Here is a 17,669-nt window from a genome sequence, read left to right on the forward strand (position 1 = left end):
TTATCTTTACAGATAACAAAAAGGGGAGTAATATAACTTCATCAATTAAATATCATCTCAATCGCTGAATCCTTAATTGGAGCGGAGGAACCACTTTTGTAGAGGTAATCTACTTGGGGTGAATCCTTTAAAGAATGTAAAAAGGAAGGGTTATTCTTGACCCTAATCCGACAGCTAACTTCGTAAGCGTTAAGAAAAGATGGTAACTTGTGATCAAATAACGTGACCACGGGGGATCCCTCTGTGGTCTTTTTGCTGTTCCTTTTTTCTCATTGAAGTACTCACAAGTCGATAGTAAGGATGGGATAGCCTATAAAGAAAACCTTTGCTTTGTCTGGTTTGGGGCATTTTGAGCAACGATGCTACAAGAACTAAAAGAGATGAATGTTGAAGTTTTAGCAGTAGATAAGGATGAAATGAAAGTAATTAAACATCGCGACCTCTCTACAAATGTTGCTGTTTACATTCACTAGATGAGCACACGTTAAGGTAAGAAGGGGTGAATCATGTTTTTATTTCGTTTGGAGAAGATGTGCAATGAAGGATTTTAACAGCCTTTCTTCTGAAGGGTATGGGGGTCAAAGCGCATAACAATTTTCATGAGAAAGTGTTAGAAAGGATAGGTGTTGACCGAGTCATTCATTAAGAGAGATATGACTATAAGAGTTGCAGGAAATATTGTCACACTTTCAATGGTTGATTTTTTTGAATTTGCTCATGATTACACCATCGCTGAAATGCTTGTAGGAAAGAAATTTTGGGGGCGTAAATTAAAAGATTTACGAATTGCTAAGCGGTTTAATTGTCATATTGTCGGTATTCAGGCGAGAACAGAACTTTACCGTTTCTCCAAGTGAAGAAGGACCAATTCAGATGAATGATATTTTAATAGTAGTGGGTAAAAAAAGAGTCATTATACGCTTTGAAAAAGAAGGAGCATAGAAAGATGAACAACGCAATCGTTCGGTTAAATCCATCTCAGTTGTTATTGTTAGTGTTCTTGTTTTTCATTATATTAGGGACGATTTTTTTAAAACTTCCATTTGCAACGACAACACAGGTTACTTGGACAGATGCATTATTTACAGCAACTTCATCCATGACGGTAACAGGGTTAGCTGTTGTAGATACTGGTACGGTCTATACACTATTTGGGCAATTAGTCATCCTTGCATTAATACAAATTGGTGGATTAGGGATCATGTCATTTGCAGTGTTAATTTTTATGCTCCTTGGTAAAAGGATAGGGTTTAGGGAGCGGTTATTAGTTCAACAGTCATTAAACCATACATCTATTGGTGGAATCATTAAATTAGTAAAAAGTTTATTCATTTATTCCTTCACGATTGAATTAATTGCTATGTGTTTTTTAGCCATTACTTGGGTCCCTGAATTTGGTTGGGGAAGGGGTATGTACCTCAGCTTCTTTCACTCCATTTCCGCTTTCAATAATGCTGGCTTATCGCTGTTTCCTGATAATTTAATGGGATATGTGGGGGACCCTATTATTAATATTGTTATTTCATCTTTGTTCATTCTTGGCGGTATTGGTTTCACTGTTTTAGCGGATATTTGGTATAAACGTAAATTTAAGAAACTGAGCTTACATTCAAAACTGATGATTGTCGGCACTGTAGTTATCAATGCTTTTGCGATGTTAGTTATATTCGTGATGGAGTTCCATAATCCACATACATTAGGCGCTATGTCTGAAATGAGTGATAAACTTTGGGCAGCTTACTTTCAAGCGACATCACCGAGGACGGCAGGGTTCAATACAATCGATATAGGTAATATGCATGAAGCAACCATTACTTTCATGCTACTTCTCATGTTTGTTGGTGCGGGTAGCGGCTCTACTGGTGGTGGAATTAAGTTAACAACTTTTTTAGTCATCGTATTATCAGTTATCAGTTTTTTAAAGCAAAAGCAGCAAATTACCATTGCTAATAGAGCAATTAAAGAAACCATCATATTTAGATCATTGGCCATTTCTATGATTAGTTTCTTATTTATCTTCTTAGCTGTGTTTATTCTCAATATTACAGAACCAGAGCCGTTTTTAAAATTATTATTTGAAACGGTCTCAGCTTTTGGGACTGTTGGGCTTTCTATGGGGATTACGGCTGATCTATCTAACATTGGTAAGATTATTATAGTATTTATTATGTTTCTCGGAAAAATTGGGCCTTTAACATTTGCCTTTTCTCTAGCCAAACCAAGACAAGAGAAGATAAGATATCCGAGTGAAGATATCATGACAGGTTAAATATAATTGAGTCAGCTTTTATTGTTCATATAGGTAAGGGCTGACTCGAGAAACTCGATAACTTCTTGCTTAATAGGATATAAGTTTAATGATTTTGATTGCTCTTTTGATCTTCGTGCTTCCCAAAATTGTTCAGAGAGTGCTTGATTACCGTTGAACATTTCCATTGAGTAAATTTCCACATCACTCGCAATTAATTGGGCAACGTCAGAAGAAGGCGCTTCTCCGTTTTTTAAACAAAGTTCTATGCGCTTAATAATATTCATCCATTTCTTAATTTGACCATCATCATTCTCTAATTTGGGAAGTGATGTCTCCCATTCCTTTGTTAGCGGTGTATGATCCTCACTCTCTTTTAACGTTAAGGGAAGAAGTTGTTCCCAACCAATCTCTCCTTCTAAATCTACACTGTTCCTTAAAGTTTGTGTATATTTTTGCGCTTGTACGATATCGTCAATTGACGCTTTCAATGTTTGAAGGTGGATATCTAGCACTGATGATACAGTCGTCTCGTCAATGAGCTTTTGTATATCTTCTAACGACATATTCGCTTTCTTTAATAGCAATACTTTTTGCAGACGAAGTAAGTCCAGTTGTGTATAGAAACGTTTGCCATAATCATCTTTATAAGTAGGGGTGACTAATTGAATTTCATCATAATATCGTAAAGTTCTAACAGAAATGGACCAATCTTTAGCAATTTTACCCGTCGAAAAATAATCCATCTTTTCTCTCCTTTGAACTTGAAGATGACGTAACGTAACCAGGTACTCTTAATATATCAAATAAATTGGGGGTAAATGGAGTGAATACCTTATTTTCAAAAGAATCACGCTGGTCAATACAAACGTTTTTACTTATTCTGATGTTTGTCTTCATCATAGTGCCGATATTCATTGAAAATTGGGCACAAGACCTATTGCAGCGGTTATTTCAAAATGATTTATATGCGGGGACTTTGACAGGGTTAATCATGGCAATTGCCTTTACAGTGGCTCTTTATTATATTACGATTAAATCATATGGATTGAATTGGCAGTCGCTTGGCTTGAAGTCGTTTGCTAAGAGCTATTGGCTACCGATTATCGGATGGACTTTTTTTCTAATTGTGGGCAGTGGATTGCTTGTTATTCTTATGGATTTATTTGGTGTTGGCGTAGAAAATAAGAAAACCGCTTCATTAACAGCAGAACTGAATGGTTTTACGATTCTCATTGCATTTATATCTGCGGCCATTGTGTCACCCATTTATGAAGAAATTTTGTATCGTGGCTTTATTTACAAATGGTTTAGGACTAAATGTAATATTGGACTGAGTATGCTCATTAGTTCTATGATTTTTACGGTGGTACATTTACCGACTTATAACACATTACCAGTTAATTTTTTCAGTGGACTTATCTTCGCTTGGACTTATGAGAAAACAGGCTCCATCTACCCTGCGATGGTTATCCATAGTGTTTTTAACGGACTGGCGATTCTATTAACTGCCTTTACTTAATTATCTTAATTTTTAGTTTTCACGAAACGTTTGAAGCGAATAATCGTAAACAATAGAGGGGGTGAATAGAATGAAATGGTTATTTGCTATTTTACTGCTTATGTTATTACTTTTTTATTATTATCGCTTATTTAATGTTTTCTTTAAGATTAAGAAAAATAGGGTATTCCCATTACCAGATGAAGTATTAGAAGACATACGTATTGAGCCGCAAAGGCCGATAGCAGAGCCAAAGGTAGCTAGTCAGAAGGGCAGTATCTTTACTTATATTTTTATCACATGTATGGTGTTTATCGCGATCATGTTTATTGTTTTTTCCGATCAGTTAGTTGTTACGAATTATCTGCTGTTACTTGTACCTCTTTTTCAAATGGAGTTTCTGTTTAACCAATTAGTTTTTCTTCAAAAAGGGATTGTTAAAGGGCTAAAGTATATCCCTTGGCATAAAATTGATTCTTATGAAGTTCAGTCTATTGATATTAATAACCGTCATTTTGGTTTTGATAAAAAAGTAAATGATGGTTTTGAGATGAAGCTTCATTCAGGTCGTTCGAGTCAGGTTAGTTTACTAGTTACTTCAACAGAGGCTTATGAACAGTTGCAAATCCTGTTAGAATCTCATGGTATTAAACAAAAAGCCTAAATAAATGGGAGGGACGAGATGAGTAATCATGAACAATTTTTAACAGAGGCAGTACATCTAGCAGTAGAAAACGTAGGAAATGCAGGAGGACCTTTCGGAGCAGTCATTGTAAAGGACGGGAAGGTGATTGCCAAAGGTGTGAATAGGGTAACAGATCTTCATGACCCAACGGCGCATGCGGAAGTAATGGCTATTAGGGAAGCATGTACGAAGTTACAATCTTTCACATTAACAGGCTGTACTCTTTATACAAGCTGTGAGCCTTGTCCCATGTGTTTAGGTGCGATTTACTGGGCGCGTTTGGAAAATGTGTATTACGCAGCCGATCGGAAAGATGCGGCAAAAGCGCTTTTTGATGATGATTTTATTTACCAAGAGATTGGCATAGACCCGAAAGATAGAGGTCTTCCTTTTGTACAATTGACACTAAATCAATCACAGCTCCCTTTTGATGCTTGGAGTAAGCAAGTCAATCGAACTTCATATTGACTTCACGGAAATTCCTTACTTTCTGCATAAGGATATATTATTCTTAAAAGTGATACATCTACATAAAGGAGAGCAGTATGGGCACAAATAAAAATCAATTCCAACCGATGAAGTTATTATTTTTTATTACGATTATTGTCGTTATCGCAGTTGTTATCATGGTGTTCATAAACAATCAAGGAAATGAAAAGGATGAGTATACATCTTTTGAAAATGCACCCCCTATTGAAGGACAGCCTGTTTTAGGCAAGGCGGAATCACCTGTACAAATCGTAGAATTTGGCGACTTTAAATGTCCAGCGTGTAAACAATGGGGTGAGACTATTTATCCGCAATTAGTGGAAGATTATGTAGACACGAATCAAGTGAATTTCTCTTATATCAATGTGCTCTTCCATGGCGATGAGTCTAAATTAGGTTCAGTTGCAGCCGAAGCTGTTCATCTATTGGAACCTGATGCATACTGGGCATTCCATAAAGGTTTGTTTGATAAGCAGCCAGAGAGTGGGCAACATGATTCTGTCTGGTTAACAACGGAAGTACTAGAGGAAGTCGTTGCAGAAACGACGTCAATTCCACTAGAAGATCTATTGGCAGAAATGAAAAAAAGCGCAACAATAGAGGCGGTTAATCATGACACTTCACTCGTAGGTGAATATGAAGTCCAGCTCACACCGACGATTATGATTAACGATAAAATGGTGACAGATCCATTTAATTATGATTCAATCAAACGTTTGATTGAAGAAGAGTTAGAGGGATAAGAATGAAGAAAAATCAAATCATGTTGTATTTTTCTTGGGTGGTTGCACTCATAGCAACATTAGGTAGTCTATACTTTAGTGAAATTAAGCAGTTTATTCCTTGTGAGCTCTGTTGGTATCAAAGAATATTCATGTATCCACTCGTTTTAATCTTGGGGATCGGTACGTTCTATCAAGATATTTCTGTGCGAAGATTTGCGCTACCAATGGCGTTTATTGGCTGGTGTATTTCTCTCTATCATTATCTTGTACAAAAAGTGCCTGGACTCGCTGAGGTCACCCCATGTTCAAGCGGTGTACCATGTAGTGGCCAATATATCAATTGGCTCGGTTTTATCACCATTCCTTTCTTGGCATTAACGGCTTTCACGCTTATTATCTTCTTTTGCCTGATGATAAAAAAAGACAATCAAGCATCATAAACATTCCTCGTACATATGATTGTACGGGGTTTTTGTTTTGTTCGTAATAGAGTAGAAATCGGTTGTGAATTTGTAAATGGAAGAAGGGGAAGCTGCTTGACATGAGACAAGCGTAAAATCTCATTATATGCACACAATTCATTTGAAAATCACGAATAGAATTGTATGTAAATCGGACATCGCCATTCATCCGCAAATTCCGTGAGCACTTCCGCTTTAATCCGACTTGCCCACTCTTCATCTACTTTCTAGGGTTGGACATGAGCGTAAAAATGAAGGTCTGTGAGGCATTGCATTTTCTTCGATTAATTTTCTAACTATCTCTGAATTTACCATCTGTTAGAACAACTTGTGATATATGTTTTTTCATGCTTAATCTACTTGAAAATGGGTAAAATAATGTTAGTGAAAATCTGCCATTTATTAAAGGAGGAAATGAGATGAAAAACCCAATAAAACAAGGGATGATGTTAGGGTTAGGTTTAGCAGCAGCAGGGAAAGACCGTGCACAAGAAATGATGGATGAGTTAGTGAAAAGAGGAGAGTTAACAAAACAGGAAGCGAAGGATTTTATGCAGGAGGTAAGGGCGAAAGGCCAAGAGAAGCAAACGCAGATAGACGACAAAGCCCATCAACGAATGACTAGTTTATTGCATGATTTGAATATCGCTACAAAGGATGATGTCTTAAGATTAGAGGAACGGATTCTAGCACTTGAGGCAAACAATCGAGAAGAGAATTAAGGGAGGTTTTTGCCATTTTCAAACCAAAGATGAGTCATATTCATCGCTATCGTGAAATTGCCGTAGCCTTCTCTCATTACGGTTTTGGTTATCTCTTAAAAGAATTAGGCTTGCATGAAGTATTGTCCCTACCTAAACGTATGTTCATGCGAAAGCAAGAGGAAATTCATGAAAAGACGACAGGTGAACGTGTTCGTCTGTTTTTAGAAGAGCTTGGACCGACGTTTATTAAAGTTGGTCAGATTGCGAGTACAAGGTCAGATATTTTTCCGGAATCAATTATTAGGGAATTGGAAAAATTGCAGGAACATGCCCCGTCATTTTCATTTGCAGAGGTAAAAAAAATTGTTGAAACCGAACTAGGGGAAGAACTACATGACCTCTTTACAGAATTTCAAGAGGAGCCATTAGGATCGGCATCTATCGGTCAAGTCCATTATGGTGTCCTCCATTCTGGTGAAAAAGTAGCTGTTAAGGTACAACGGCCTGATATTGAGAAGACCATGAGAACAGATTTAGAAATTTTGATAGAAATTGCTAAAATCGCAGAAAAACGGCTACATTGGGCATCGCAATATCAGTTAGTGGAAATGATGAAAGAATTTTCTAAAGCATTGTTAAATGAGTTGAATTATTTACTTGAAGGTCGTAATGCAGATAAAATTGCCAATCAATTTGAAGACAATAATCATTATAAAATCCCAAAAACATACTGGAAATATACGACGAAAAAAGTGTTAACTATGGAATATATTGAAGGGTGCGGCATCCTTGAAAATAAAAGTTTGGCGGAACAAGGGTTTAATAAACAACTGATCGCCGAAAGAATCGTTGAAGGCATCCTCCAGCAAATATTAGAGGAAGGTGTATTCCATGCAGATCCTCATCCAGGTAACATTTGTGTATTACCAGGAAATGTAATTGTTTTCATGGATTTTGGTATGGTTGGACGTTTAACTGAGGATATGAAAGAAAATTTAGCATCATTAATTATTGCCATGTTGCGGCAAAGTACCGATGGAGTCATTAAAGCCATCACTAAAATGGGTATTGTCCAAGATGATGTCGATGTTGAACTTTTAAAAATTGATGTTGATTTACTAAGAGAGAGATATTATGATATTCCGTTTAGTGAAATATCAATTGGCGAGGCAGTTAATGATTTGTTTTCCGTTGCCAATCAACATCATATACATATCCCAACAAACTTAACATTAGTGGGAAAAACATTGTTAACAATGGAAGGTATTGTTGAAAAACTTGACCCTAATATAAGCATATTAAAAATTGCTGAGCCTTTTGGTAGACGATTAATTATTAATAAATATCGACCTGATCATTTGGCGAAAGATTCGCTAGCTCATATCGGGGAGTATTTTGATATTCTAAAGGAAGCGCCGTATAATTTGAAAGATTTGATTGCCCTTATCAAAAAGGGAAAAATCCCGCTCGAACTGAATTTGCCAAACAGTGAAAAATTTCTAACGAGAATTGATCGTATCAGCAACCGGCTAGCATTTAGTATCGTGTTGCTAGCATTTTGCATTATAATGGTGGGTTTAATTATCGGTTCCGCCCTTGGCAGGCAATCATCTCTCCTATGGAATATACCAGCAGTAGAAATCGGCTTCGTCATTGCGATATTAATGTTCTTATTTCTTATATACACCATCATTAGAGCAGGGAGATTCTGACGACTCTCTGCTTTTTGTTTTGGGTAGAATTTTTCTGATTTCACTACACAAGCAATTCATGGTGAGAATATAGTGTAGAGAGGTGAACGGTTTTGTCAATAAACGTTAATGTTGCTTATGGTTAATACAAAAATTCTCATTGGCAGTCCAATTAATCAAGAACCCGATATTTTAAAAGAGTTTCTGCTATCCTTAGCCAATTTAAAAACGGATACAATGGAGATTCATTATCTTTTCATAGATGATAATCAGAATGAAGAATCAAGTAGACTACTACGTCATTTTGCCAAATGGAAGAAAGATGTTGCGATTTTATCCGCAAAAGAAGATAGTATCTATATTCGTACCGACTTTACCCATTTCTGGAATGATGCTCTCATCTGGAAGGTTGCTCGCTTCAAAGATATGCTTATTGAGCAGGCGAAATTTGAAGAATTTGATTATTTGTTTTTAATTGACTCTGATTTGCTTTTACACCCGAATACCCTTCATACACTTATTTCCACGAAAAAAGAAATTGTTTCAGAGGTATTTTGGACGGCTTGGCAAGAGGGGACAATTCCTTATCCGCAGGTGTGGTTAACAGATGAATATACCCACTGGAGACAGGCGGATGAAGGTGCCATAACAGACGAAGAAAAGGCCGTTCAAACCGAGGCTTTTATTCAACAGTTACAAACTCCAGGTGTTTATGAAGTAGGAGGATTAGGTGCGTGCACGCTAATTAGCAGGAAAGCTTTGTTAGCAGGTATTCATTTTAGTAAAATTAAAAATCTCAGTTTTTGGGGAGAAGATCGACATTTTTGTGTGAGAGCTGTGGCATTAGGACTGGATCTACATGTAGACACACATCTGCCAGCTTATCATATTTATCGTTCTTCTGACCTTACAGGCATACCCGCATTTAAAGAAAAATGTCAGTATGCTTATAGCGAACTACCTATTTATCCAGAAAAAGCAGAAAGCCATCAAATTCGCTTATCGATGATTGTGAAGAATGAAGAAGGTCGTTATTTACAAACGATGTTAAAGAAAGTAAAGCCATTTATCGATGAAGCTGTGATTATAGATGATGCTAGTACTGATCAGACTATATCGATTTTCTTGCAAGAACTAAAAGGTATGCCAATTAAATTGGTCAAGAATGCAAGCTCCCAGTTTGCCAATGAAGTGGAACTAAGAAAACAACAGTGGTTAGAAGCAACGAATGGTTTTTTAGGTTGGGTATTAAATCTTGACGCAGATGAATGGTTTGAGGAGAGTTTTATTGATTATATTGATGACTTTGTTAAACAGGATACTATCGACCTGTACTGTTTTAGACTGTATGATATGTGGGATGAAGACCATTATCGTGAAGATGAATACTGGCAAGCACATTTCTTATACCGTCCATTTCTAGCAAGAGTTAGATCAACCTTTCAGCCTGTCTGGAAAGAAACACCACAGCATTGTGGGAGATTTCCAGAAAACATCTTCCAACTTACCCACAGTTTATCCACAATACGAGTCAAGCATTTAGGCTGGGCAAAAGAAAAAGATCGATTAGAAAAATATGAGAGATATAAGCTGCTTGACCCGAATAGCCTCTATGGTAATGAGAAACAATATGAATCGATTCTAGATAAGAATCCCCGTTTAAAACAATGGTGAGAAACATAAAGCAAATGGTCAGTTTCGAAATGAACTTCGATTCATAGCTAGGAAACTATTTGTATGCTAAACTAAAAATAATTAAAAATTGTTGCAGGGGGACTCAGAAAATGAGTTGAGAAGGTTAAAACCTGACCCTTAGAACCTGTTCGTTAAGACGATCGTAGGGAGCATCTTCCAACTATATGCATATGTATGGTAGGCTCTCCATTTTCGGGGAGCCTTTTGTTTTGTTTCCCTGAACATTTTTAATTACATCTATTGAAAAGAGGGAATAGCGTGAGAGAAGAAGTCGTGTTAGTAACAGGAGCAAGTCGTGGATTAGGAGCTGCAATTGCTGAAAAGTTTGGTAAGGAGGGCTACAAAGTAGTCGTTAATTATTTTAATAATAAAGAAAAAGCAGATGCAGTAGTTGAAAAAATCGGACAAGATCGTGCATTTGCTATCCAAGCTGATGTAAGAGATCATCAAGCAGTAAAAGCAATGGTAGCAGACACAATTGCTCATTTTGGTCGCTTGGATATCGTTGTAAATAATGCATTAGTTCAATTTAAATTTGATCCTGTGGCACAGGCGAAAGTAGAGGAATTATCTTGGGCTAGCTATCAAACCCAGTTTGAAGGCGCGATAAAAGCAAGCTTAAATGTTGTTCAATCTGCTCTTCCGGCTCTAAAGGATTCACAGCAAGCCCGTGTGATTGGTATTGGCACGAATCTTTACCAGAACCCAGTCATTGCCTACCATGAATATACAACAGCCAAAGCGGCATTAATTGGCTTTACACGCAATATGGCCAAGGAGCTCGGACAGTATGATATTAATGTGAATATGGTTTCCGGTGGATTATTAGAAACAACGGATGCAAGTGCTGTTACTACCCCTGAGGTATTTGCGATTGTGGCTGATAACTCTGCTATCCGCCGTGTGACAAAACCAGAAGACGTAGCGGAAGCCGTTGTTTTCTTAGCCTCTCCAGGCGCTAGAGCGATTACGGGACAAAATCTAGTCGTTGATCATGGATTGACGATGAACTAAGATAAAAAAGGTCGTCATCTTTGTTTATGGCGGCCTTTTTCAATAAATGGACTTATTTTGTAGGTTGATAAATCAGTAAAGAGCTTATATCAGCAAATGTGAGACTAAGTCGAAGCTAAACTCCAATTTATTCGCAGAAAAGGATATTTTTAAAATAATAACTTAATTTTCTCACTAGTATTTTATTCTACTAGATGTTAAAACGGTCGATTGAACGTTCAATCAGTATTGTTCAATTTTTCCTTGTTTATATCGATAGCCAAACATAGAAGATGCTTGTAGGTGAAACTTCCGCAGTTGCTTGCTCATCGGATCCGATGCTTCCTTAGGCATCTTATCGTTAAATCCAACAACTGTCACTGCACCGAGTAATTGATTCTGGTAGTCTAGCAAAGGGACGGAAGCCGAAGAAATCGATGGAATTAAAGGTTCGGTAGCGAAGGAGATTTTCGATTGTTGAATCATTTGCCATTCTGCGTTATCGATCGCTTCCCCGTCTCCTAGCCAATCTTTTGTCAGTACTGGGTTTAAGAAACTTAAGAAAATCTTCCCTGCGGCAGATGTTGGTGGTAAGCTTCCGCCTAGTTGTGTACCAATATGAAGTGGTTCATTCGAATGACAAATCTTTGTCGTAATAGGTCCGTTGTTTGTCCATAATGAAAACGAAACGGTGCAGGAAGTAAGCGAAGAAAGTTCCTGCATATACGGAGTGATTGCATCGGCAATATCACGACTACCAAAGGCGGCTGTACCATATTGAATCAATTTGCTTCCAAGATAATACAGGTTTGTCCCTTTTTCACGATAGAGCATGTTCAATTGCGTAAGTGTATTTAAATATTTATATAAATTACTTTTCGTAATACCGGTTTCTTCTTGAATGGTTGAGAATTTCATTGGGGTATCTTTTTGATAGATTAATTCGATGATAGAAATGCCTATTTGCAAGGATTGTATCATCGTACTACTTTTTTGTATTTCCATGTATGTAACTCCTCAATATGCTAGTCATGTTGAATCCTAATTTATCAGAAACTACATCAAACAACAACCTTCCTTTAGAGGATTGGTAGGATATCCCTATAAATTCAGTATATATAAGAATAGTAAGTGAGTTGGCGATTATTAACTTGGTCAATGAAGGTGCTCAACTCACGAAAAATAGGGAGCGGTCAAATATATTAATTTAACCTTTTCCATTTTTTTAGCTCTTTTTGAACATAGGATAATGATTGTAGTTTTTCTTTTAGTTCAGCTACAGAGAGACGATAAGTATTATTGGAGTGATATTCTTCTACAGAGTTTGTATCAGTTTCTATTCTGGTATCTCGAGGAATGCGATAGAAGCCTTCAAGATCAATAGCTTTCGCTGCTTCTTCTTTTGTTAGTAAAACTTCATAGAGCTTTTCTCCCGGCCGTGTGCCAATTAATTCTAAAGGAAGGTTAACGTGAAAAAGTTCTTTAATCGCTTGTGCTAAATCTGTAATATAGGCAGCAGGCGATTTTTGTACCATAATATCCCCATTACAAGCATTCTCAAAAGCGTACAATACGAGTTCGACAGCCTCATCTAAACTCATCATAAAACGGGTCATTAAAGGATGCGTAACAGTTAGCGGCTTTCCTTCCTTTACTTGTTCTATGAGTAGCGGAATGATGGACCCCCTTGATGCCATGACATTTCCGTATCTTGTGCCACATATAATGGTACCACGAGCGTTAGCTTGTCTCGATTTAGCGATAAATGTCTTTTCCATTAAAGCTTTAGACATTCCCATTGCATTAATTGGATAGGCTGCTTTGTCCGTTGATAGGCAGACAATTTTCTTTACCCCTGCTTGTATTCCTGCACTTAATACATGATCGGTGCCAAGAATATTCGTTTTCACCGCCTCTAGCGGATGTGACTCACATGAGGGTACTTGTTTTAAGGCTGCTGCATGAAAAATGTAATCAACCCCGTCCACAGCTGGTAATAAAGTACTCATATCCCGAACATCGCCGAGGATATAAGAGATTCTTCCATCTGCATACTGTTTTTGCATGTCATCTTGTTTTTTTTCATCACGAGAAAAGATGCGTATTTCTTTTATTTCACTATGCAAAAAACGTTCTAACACCACATGCCCAAACGAGCCGGTTCCACCTGTAATTAATAGCGTTTTATTTTTAAACATAAGTATGGAACGCACCTTTCTGTCATTTCCCACAATGGGCTTACTTTAATCCAAAATAGTATAAATAATATTCGGAATTTATTCGTGGATAGTTATACCAGTAAGCGATAATTCCTGTTATGTGCACTGAAGGGTTTTGGTCTAAGAGCGCTTGATGAAAATCACAGTCCCCCGCCATATCCGGTCTTTCAGAAAATCTCGCTTCTCCCACACAGCTTCTCTTAATGATCCTAAATTGCCCACACCATTCACGATAATTTTCTTCCGTTGCTTGAAAGAGCTGGCCATCCTTTGTCACCATGCTGTAATAATAAATGTCGTACTCACCATCTATTTTAGCGAGTACTTCACGAATGGTTGGTAAATAAATATCATCGCTATCAATAATGGCAATATAATCTCCAGTTGCGGCTTCGATACAACGATTATACGAATAGCTAGCGCCACGATTTTCCCCATTTTCTAAGATTTTTAGTTGAGGGTACTGTTGTTGATATTCTTTTAACATCACTAATGTTTGATCGGTTGATCCGTCATCACAAACAATGATTTCATCGGCATATTCTTTAGGAATGCTATCAAGCATCGAGCGAACCCATTGTTCACTATTATAAACCGGGGATAAAAAGCTGAATCTCATGACTTTTCCTCACTTTATTATGCATGATTTTGGGGCAGGTGTTATATCGTTTAGTGTATGCGCCTAATTAAAAGTGGTGAATTTAGGACATAAAAAGAAATTATTTACAATAAATTTCTTTTGGTGTAATATTACACTCAAGAGGGGTGAGGGAATGTTTATGGTGAGTTTACCGTTATGGTTTTGGCTATTGTATTATCTCTTTTTGTTTATTTCATTTATGATGGCGTTAAGAATGTTATGGAGGAAACAAATTAGAAAAACAGCATTATTCGTCATCTTTTTTGTTCTAACAATCCCTTTTATTTCTATATTCAATGCTATTGGTCGCGGTGAAGAAATGAATGAAGGGGAGTTTTTCCTTCATGAGCTTTTTGATGGTGCACTATGGGCGTTGTATAGTGTTTTCGGTTATCTTGTTTTATTGTGGTTTTGGTGGAAGGCTATAATATTGTCTATAAAAAGAAGGGGATGAACACTGACATGAAGATGTTTTTTCGAGTTTTATTTCCCTCTATATGTATTTTTATATTTACGTGGATATGTTCATTTTTTCCGTTTAGCAAAATCTTATTATTAGGGATTTATGTCCTTTTTCCGCTAGCTTTTATTATCCAAGGTATGATTTGCGCGCGCTTAAAAAAGCAGATGATCATAGGCTTTATCTTTTCGTCCGCTGCGATAATAATTCCGGTTTCGTATTGGTTTGAGGTAGGTAGTATGGTGAATGCTGTTATATTATATACCGTATTAGGACTCATTTCGTTCTTCTTATATGGACGGAAGGTGAAAAGTGCTTAGCCTATTTAAGCTAAGTCATATTTGCTCTGATTTTCTCTGGGATCATAACGACTTCGGTAATTAAATTAACTGGTTTGTAGGTTTCATCTATACAATCTTGCCAATATTGGAGATGTTTTTTATCTACCCAGTGGGTGGATTCAGTCACTTCAATCCCATCCCTACCTTGTACAGAATACCAGTAAAGATATTCATTTTCGTTTTGTACTTCGCGAAAAATCGTTTCAATATACATTTTTTCTTCTTCAAGTGTGAGGAGTACTTCTTTCATATGATGATTAAGGAATTGTAACCATTCGTCTACAGCTTTTGTTTTTCCTTTTTTAACCTTAAAACGTGTGAGTTCAACGTTCATACAATCTCTCCTTTTATTAGAATGTTTATGTAATATTTTAACATAAAAAGGAATAAAGATAGCTTTAATCGAATAGTATGAGAGGTTTAAAGGAGAAAGTAGAGGTGTTTAAATGGAATGCAGGTTAAGTAACGGTGAAGTGTATGATTATCTGAAAAAGGATGGGGGAGAGAAGGTTCTACTTCTCGTTCATGGCAATTATGCCTCAGCGAATCATTGGGACGTATTTTTGGAGAAAATACCTTCAAAGTATACGGTCTATGCCCCGGATTTAAGAGGTTATGGCCGATCTACTTACAATCAGCCAATAGAGGATTTTAAGACATTCGCTTATGATTTGAAATTATTTTGTGATCATTTTTCTTTAAATAAAATAACAATCATTGGTTGGTCAAATGGAGGTGGTATTGCGTTGCAATTTGCAGCAATGTATCCAAACCTTGTTGAAAAAATGGTTTTGCTCGCCTCCATGCCAGCCGGTGGATATCCAGCCTATGATGAAAACAATAAGCGCTATCAAACAAGAGAAGCAATAGAAAAAGATCCAATGTTAAATAGGTTAGTAGAAGCACAGAAGATGAAAGAGTTTGCTTTTTTTACCGAAGCGATAGAACAGTTGATGTTTGTTAAAGGCAGGCAGGCATTAGGAGAACGGTTTGAAGGATATATAAAAGCAGCAATACAACAAAGGAATATGATGGATGTTGCACACGCAGCTAATGTGTTTAATATAACTGATATTGATAATGATGCAGCTGAGGGAACAGGAGAAATAAACAATATTCAAGCAGAGACTTTTCTTTTGTGGGGAAATAAGGATGTCTTAACTACAAGGGAAATGACGACTACATTACTAGAGGATTTAAAGAGAGCTGGCGTTAATGTCATTTTTAGAGAATTAGATGCAGGCCATGCGTTCGTTATAGAAGAAGTTGATGAAGTGATAAGGGAATTAGAAAACTTTTTCCAAAGATAAGTAGGCAAAAGAAAAGAGCCAAAATATATGGCTCTTTTCTTTACATCCTCGTTAATTAGCAACTTTTATCGTTTCATTCTCTTTTACCACAGTAGCTTCAGGCTTATAGGCCCGTTTAATTGGGACGAGAGCTAAGGCAATGGCAGCAATCAACCCTGGAATTGCAAATGCGATAAAGTTCATATGAATAGGGAGAGCGGCCGTTAATAAGAATCCGCCGAGAAGTGGCCCGAGCATGCCTCCAAATCTCCCTATTCCTGAAGCCATTCCTAATGCTGTGGATCGAATATTAGGAGGATAATATTGAGAGACATAGGCTTGTACAAGGTTTTGGGCACCGATTGTACTAGCACCAGCTATAGCAACTAGTAAGTAAATGAATAATTCACTACCACCAAATCCAAGTAATGTTAGGCTCACTGCACCAAGTGCATATAAGGGCACGAGCATTTTCTTTGAACCGTATTTATCACAGAGCCAGCCAATAATGAGTGTCCCAACAATGGCTCCACCTTGAAGCGTAATAAGGAAGGCTAGGCTTGAATTTAAGGCATAACCCGCTTCAATCATTAAGTTCGGTAACCAAGTATTTAGGCCGTAAACCATTAATAAGCACATGAAAAACGCAATCCAGAACATGACGGTACTTAGACCGCGATTGTTTTTGAATAGTCCGACAACAGGAACTTTGTTTTCCTCTTGGACTTGTAGGAAGAACTCTGTTTTTTCATCCATCTTTTGTGCAGGGTTTACTTTACGTAGCACAGATAATAGTTCTTGTTTCTTATTTTTCTTAATTAAATGGGCTGAAGATTCAGGTAAAAATTTATATATGACAGGCAACAGTAATAATGGTAGACCTGCAAACCAGAAAATTGATTCCCAACCGAGTGTAGGCATAACGAAGATTCCTAGAATCGGTGCAAGCATCCCACCAAAAGAGTATCCACATAATACAATGGAAACAGCCATACTTTTCATTTTCGTTGGCGCGTAATCTGTCAATAAGGCAATAACGTTAGGCATAATTCCACCTAAACCTAAACCGGCAATAAATCGATAAATAGAGAAGGTTGTAGGTGAAGAGGCAAATCCACAAAGGAACGTAAATAAGCTAAAAAGAATCAGTGAAAGTGCAATCACATTTTTTCTTCCCATTTTATCAGCAAGAATACCAAAAAAGATGGCACCAAACATCATCCCTAATAATCCATAACTACTCATGGCTCCAGCTTGGACCGAACTTAACCCCCATTCTTCAATTAAAACTGGTACGGCGGTACCATAAACAACTAAATCATAGCCATCAAAGAGAATAATAAGGAAGCTCCAGGCAAGTAAGCCGAAATGAAACCGATTAAACTTACTATTATTAATCACTTCCGCTGCGTTTATTTTGTTCATTTGTTTCCCCCATCAATTAGAGATTGCAATCGCTTACACATATATGAAAAGAGAGAAGAAAGGATTAAGCCTTTCTTCTCCAGATGAAACCATTAATGACGAC

At 37.1% G+C, this 17,669-nt stretch carries 20 protein-coding genes and 2 riboswitches; of the genes, 14 read left to right on the top strand and 6 right to left on the bottom strand.

What is annotated here, in order from left to right:
* Positions 1-52: 52 nt before the first annotated feature.
* A riboswitch (cyclic di-AMP (ydaO/yuaA leader) is annotated at positions 53-204 on the top strand.
* A 422-nt stretch (positions 205-626) separates the two neighbouring features.
* The 3 genes from U9M49_RS17415 to U9M49_RS17420 are packed head-to-tail and all read left to right on the top strand — an operon-like array spanning position 627 to position 2,269.
* On the top strand, positions 627-857 hold the full coding sequence (locus U9M49_RS17415; RefSeq protein WP_322910286.1) for a hypothetical protein: 231 nt from the start codon (positions 627-629) through the stop codon (positions 855-857).
* Positions 811-942, top strand: coding sequence for a hypothetical protein (locus tag U9M49_RS22715; RefSeq protein WP_416337107.1), 132 nt, complete (start codon positions 811-813; stop codon positions 940-942). The genes U9M49_RS17415 and U9M49_RS22715 overlap by 47 nt, the downstream gene beginning before the upstream one ends.
* The gene (locus U9M49_RS17420; RefSeq protein WP_416337105.1) at positions 923-2,269 is read left to right on the top strand and encodes a TrkH family potassium uptake protein; all 1,347 of its coding nucleotides are present in this window, start codon (positions 923-925) and stop codon (positions 2,267-2,269) included. Before U9M49_RS22715 ends, U9M49_RS17420 begins: the two co-directional genes overlap by 20 nt.
* A gap of 11 nt (positions 2,270-2,280) precedes the next feature.
* On the opposite strand, the gene U9M49_RS17425 is transcribed toward U9M49_RS17420, so the two are convergent.
* Positions 2,281-2,994, bottom strand: coding sequence for a MerR family transcriptional regulator (locus U9M49_RS17425; RefSeq protein ID WP_322910288.1), 714 nt, complete (start codon positions 2,992-2,994; stop codon positions 2,281-2,283).
* An 80-nt stretch (positions 2,995-3,074) separates the two neighbouring features.
* On the opposite strand from U9M49_RS17425, the gene U9M49_RS17430 reads away from it, so the two are divergent.
* The 9 genes from U9M49_RS17430 (at position 3,075) to U9M49_RS17470 (ending at position 11,213) form a co-directional block, all read left to right on the top strand.
* Entirely contained in the window at positions 3,075-3,770 is a 696-nt protein-coding gene (locus U9M49_RS17430; RefSeq protein ID WP_322910289.1) for a type II CAAX endopeptidase family protein, read from the top strand.
* Positions 3,771-3,840: 70 nt separating this feature from the next.
* Positions 3,841-4,413, top strand: a complete 573-nt coding sequence (locus U9M49_RS17435) for a hypothetical protein (RefSeq protein WP_322910290.1) — start codon at positions 3,841-3,843, stop codon at positions 4,411-4,413.
* An 18-nt stretch (positions 4,414-4,431) separates the two neighbouring features.
* The gene (locus U9M49_RS17440) at positions 4,432-4,902 is read left to right on the top strand and encodes a nucleoside deaminase (RefSeq protein ID WP_251162997.1); all 471 of its coding nucleotides are present in this window, start codon (positions 4,432-4,434) and stop codon (positions 4,900-4,902) included.
* A 77-nt stretch (positions 4,903-4,979) separates the two neighbouring features.
* Positions 4,980-5,666 (top strand): DsbA family protein, encoded by a 687-nt coding sequence (locus U9M49_RS17445; RefSeq protein ID WP_307315597.1) that lies wholly within the window; start codon positions 4,980-4,982, stop codon positions 5,664-5,666.
* Positions 5,667-5,668: 2 nt separating this feature from the next.
* Complete coding sequence (locus tag U9M49_RS17450) at positions 5,669-6,088, top strand: disulfide oxidoreductase (RefSeq protein WP_095370930.1); 420 nt, start codon at positions 5,669-5,671, stop codon at positions 6,086-6,088.
* A 440-nt stretch (positions 6,089-6,528) separates the two neighbouring features.
* Entirely contained in the window at positions 6,529-6,831 is a 303-nt protein-coding gene (locus tag U9M49_RS17455; RefSeq protein ID WP_095370929.1) for a phasin family protein, read from the top strand.
* Positions 6,832-6,860: 29 nt separating this feature from the next.
* Positions 6,861-8,525: an ABC1 kinase family protein gene (locus U9M49_RS17460; RefSeq protein ID WP_307315593.1), complete on the top strand. Its 1,665-nt coding sequence runs from the start codon at positions 6,861-6,863 to the stop codon at positions 8,523-8,525.
* A gap of 117 nt (positions 8,526-8,642) precedes the next feature.
* Positions 8,643-10,178: a glycosyltransferase gene (locus tag U9M49_RS17465; protein ID WP_322910291.1), complete on the top strand. Its 1,536-nt coding sequence runs from the start codon at positions 8,643-8,645 to the stop codon at positions 10,176-10,178.
* Between the two features lie 85 nt (positions 10,179-10,263).
* Positions 10,264-10,365: riboswitch (TPP riboswitch) on the top strand.
* 92 nt (positions 10,366-10,457) lie between these two features.
* The gene (locus tag U9M49_RS17470) at positions 10,458-11,213 is read left to right on the top strand and encodes a 3-oxoacyl-ACP reductase (RefSeq protein WP_322910292.1); all 756 of its coding nucleotides are present in this window, start codon (positions 10,458-10,460) and stop codon (positions 11,211-11,213) included.
* 222 nt (positions 11,214-11,435) lie between these two features.
* Here U9M49_RS17470 and U9M49_RS17475 read toward each other — a convergent pair whose 3' ends face one another.
* The 3 genes from U9M49_RS17475 to U9M49_RS17485 all read right to left on the bottom strand — a co-directional run bounded on the left by U9M49_RS17475 (position 11,436) and on the right by U9M49_RS17485 (position 14,030).
* The gene (locus tag U9M49_RS17475) at positions 11,436-12,197 is read right to left on the bottom strand and encodes an IclR family transcriptional regulator (protein WP_322910293.1); all 762 of its coding nucleotides are present in this window, start codon (positions 12,195-12,197) and stop codon (positions 11,436-11,438) included.
* 197 nt (positions 12,198-12,394) lie between these two features.
* Positions 12,395-13,390, bottom strand: a complete 996-nt coding sequence (locus U9M49_RS17480) for a polysaccharide biosynthesis protein (protein WP_322910294.1) — start codon at positions 13,388-13,390, stop codon at positions 12,395-12,397.
* A gap of 40 nt (positions 13,391-13,430) precedes the next feature.
* A complete protein-coding gene (locus tag U9M49_RS17485; RefSeq protein ID WP_322910295.1) occupies positions 13,431-14,030 on the bottom strand; it encodes a glycosyltransferase family 2 protein in 600 nt (199 codons plus the stop codon).
* A gap of 154 nt (positions 14,031-14,184) precedes the next feature.
* Between U9M49_RS17485 and U9M49_RS17490 the strand changes: the two genes are divergently transcribed.
* Positions 14,185-14,505, top strand: coding sequence for a hypothetical protein (locus tag U9M49_RS17490; RefSeq protein ID WP_095370923.1), 321 nt, complete (start codon positions 14,185-14,187; stop codon positions 14,503-14,505).
* A gap of 336 nt (positions 14,506-14,841) precedes the next feature.
* On the opposite strand, the gene U9M49_RS17495 is transcribed toward U9M49_RS17490, so the two are convergent.
* Positions 14,842-15,186, bottom strand: a complete 345-nt coding sequence (locus U9M49_RS17495; protein ID WP_322910296.1) for a DUF6176 family protein — start codon at positions 15,184-15,186, stop codon at positions 14,842-14,844.
* Between the two features lie 112 nt (positions 15,187-15,298).
* On the opposite strand from U9M49_RS17495, the gene U9M49_RS17500 reads away from it, so the two are divergent.
* Entirely contained in the window at positions 15,299-16,162 is an 864-nt protein-coding gene (locus U9M49_RS17500) for an alpha/beta hydrolase (protein ID WP_322910297.1), read from the top strand.
* Between the two features lie 51 nt (positions 16,163-16,213).
* Here U9M49_RS17500 and U9M49_RS17505 read toward each other — a convergent pair whose 3' ends face one another.
* Positions 16,214-17,566, bottom strand: a complete 1,353-nt coding sequence (locus U9M49_RS17505) for an MFS transporter (RefSeq protein ID WP_095370919.1) — start codon at positions 17,564-17,566, stop codon at positions 16,214-16,216.
* Between the last annotated feature and the right edge of the window lie 103 nt (positions 17,567-17,669).

This window comes from Cytobacillus sp. OWB-43 (assembly GCF_034651445.1).
Lineage (GTDB): Bacteria > Bacillota > Bacilli > Bacillales > Cytobacillaceae > Cytobacillus > Cytobacillus kochii.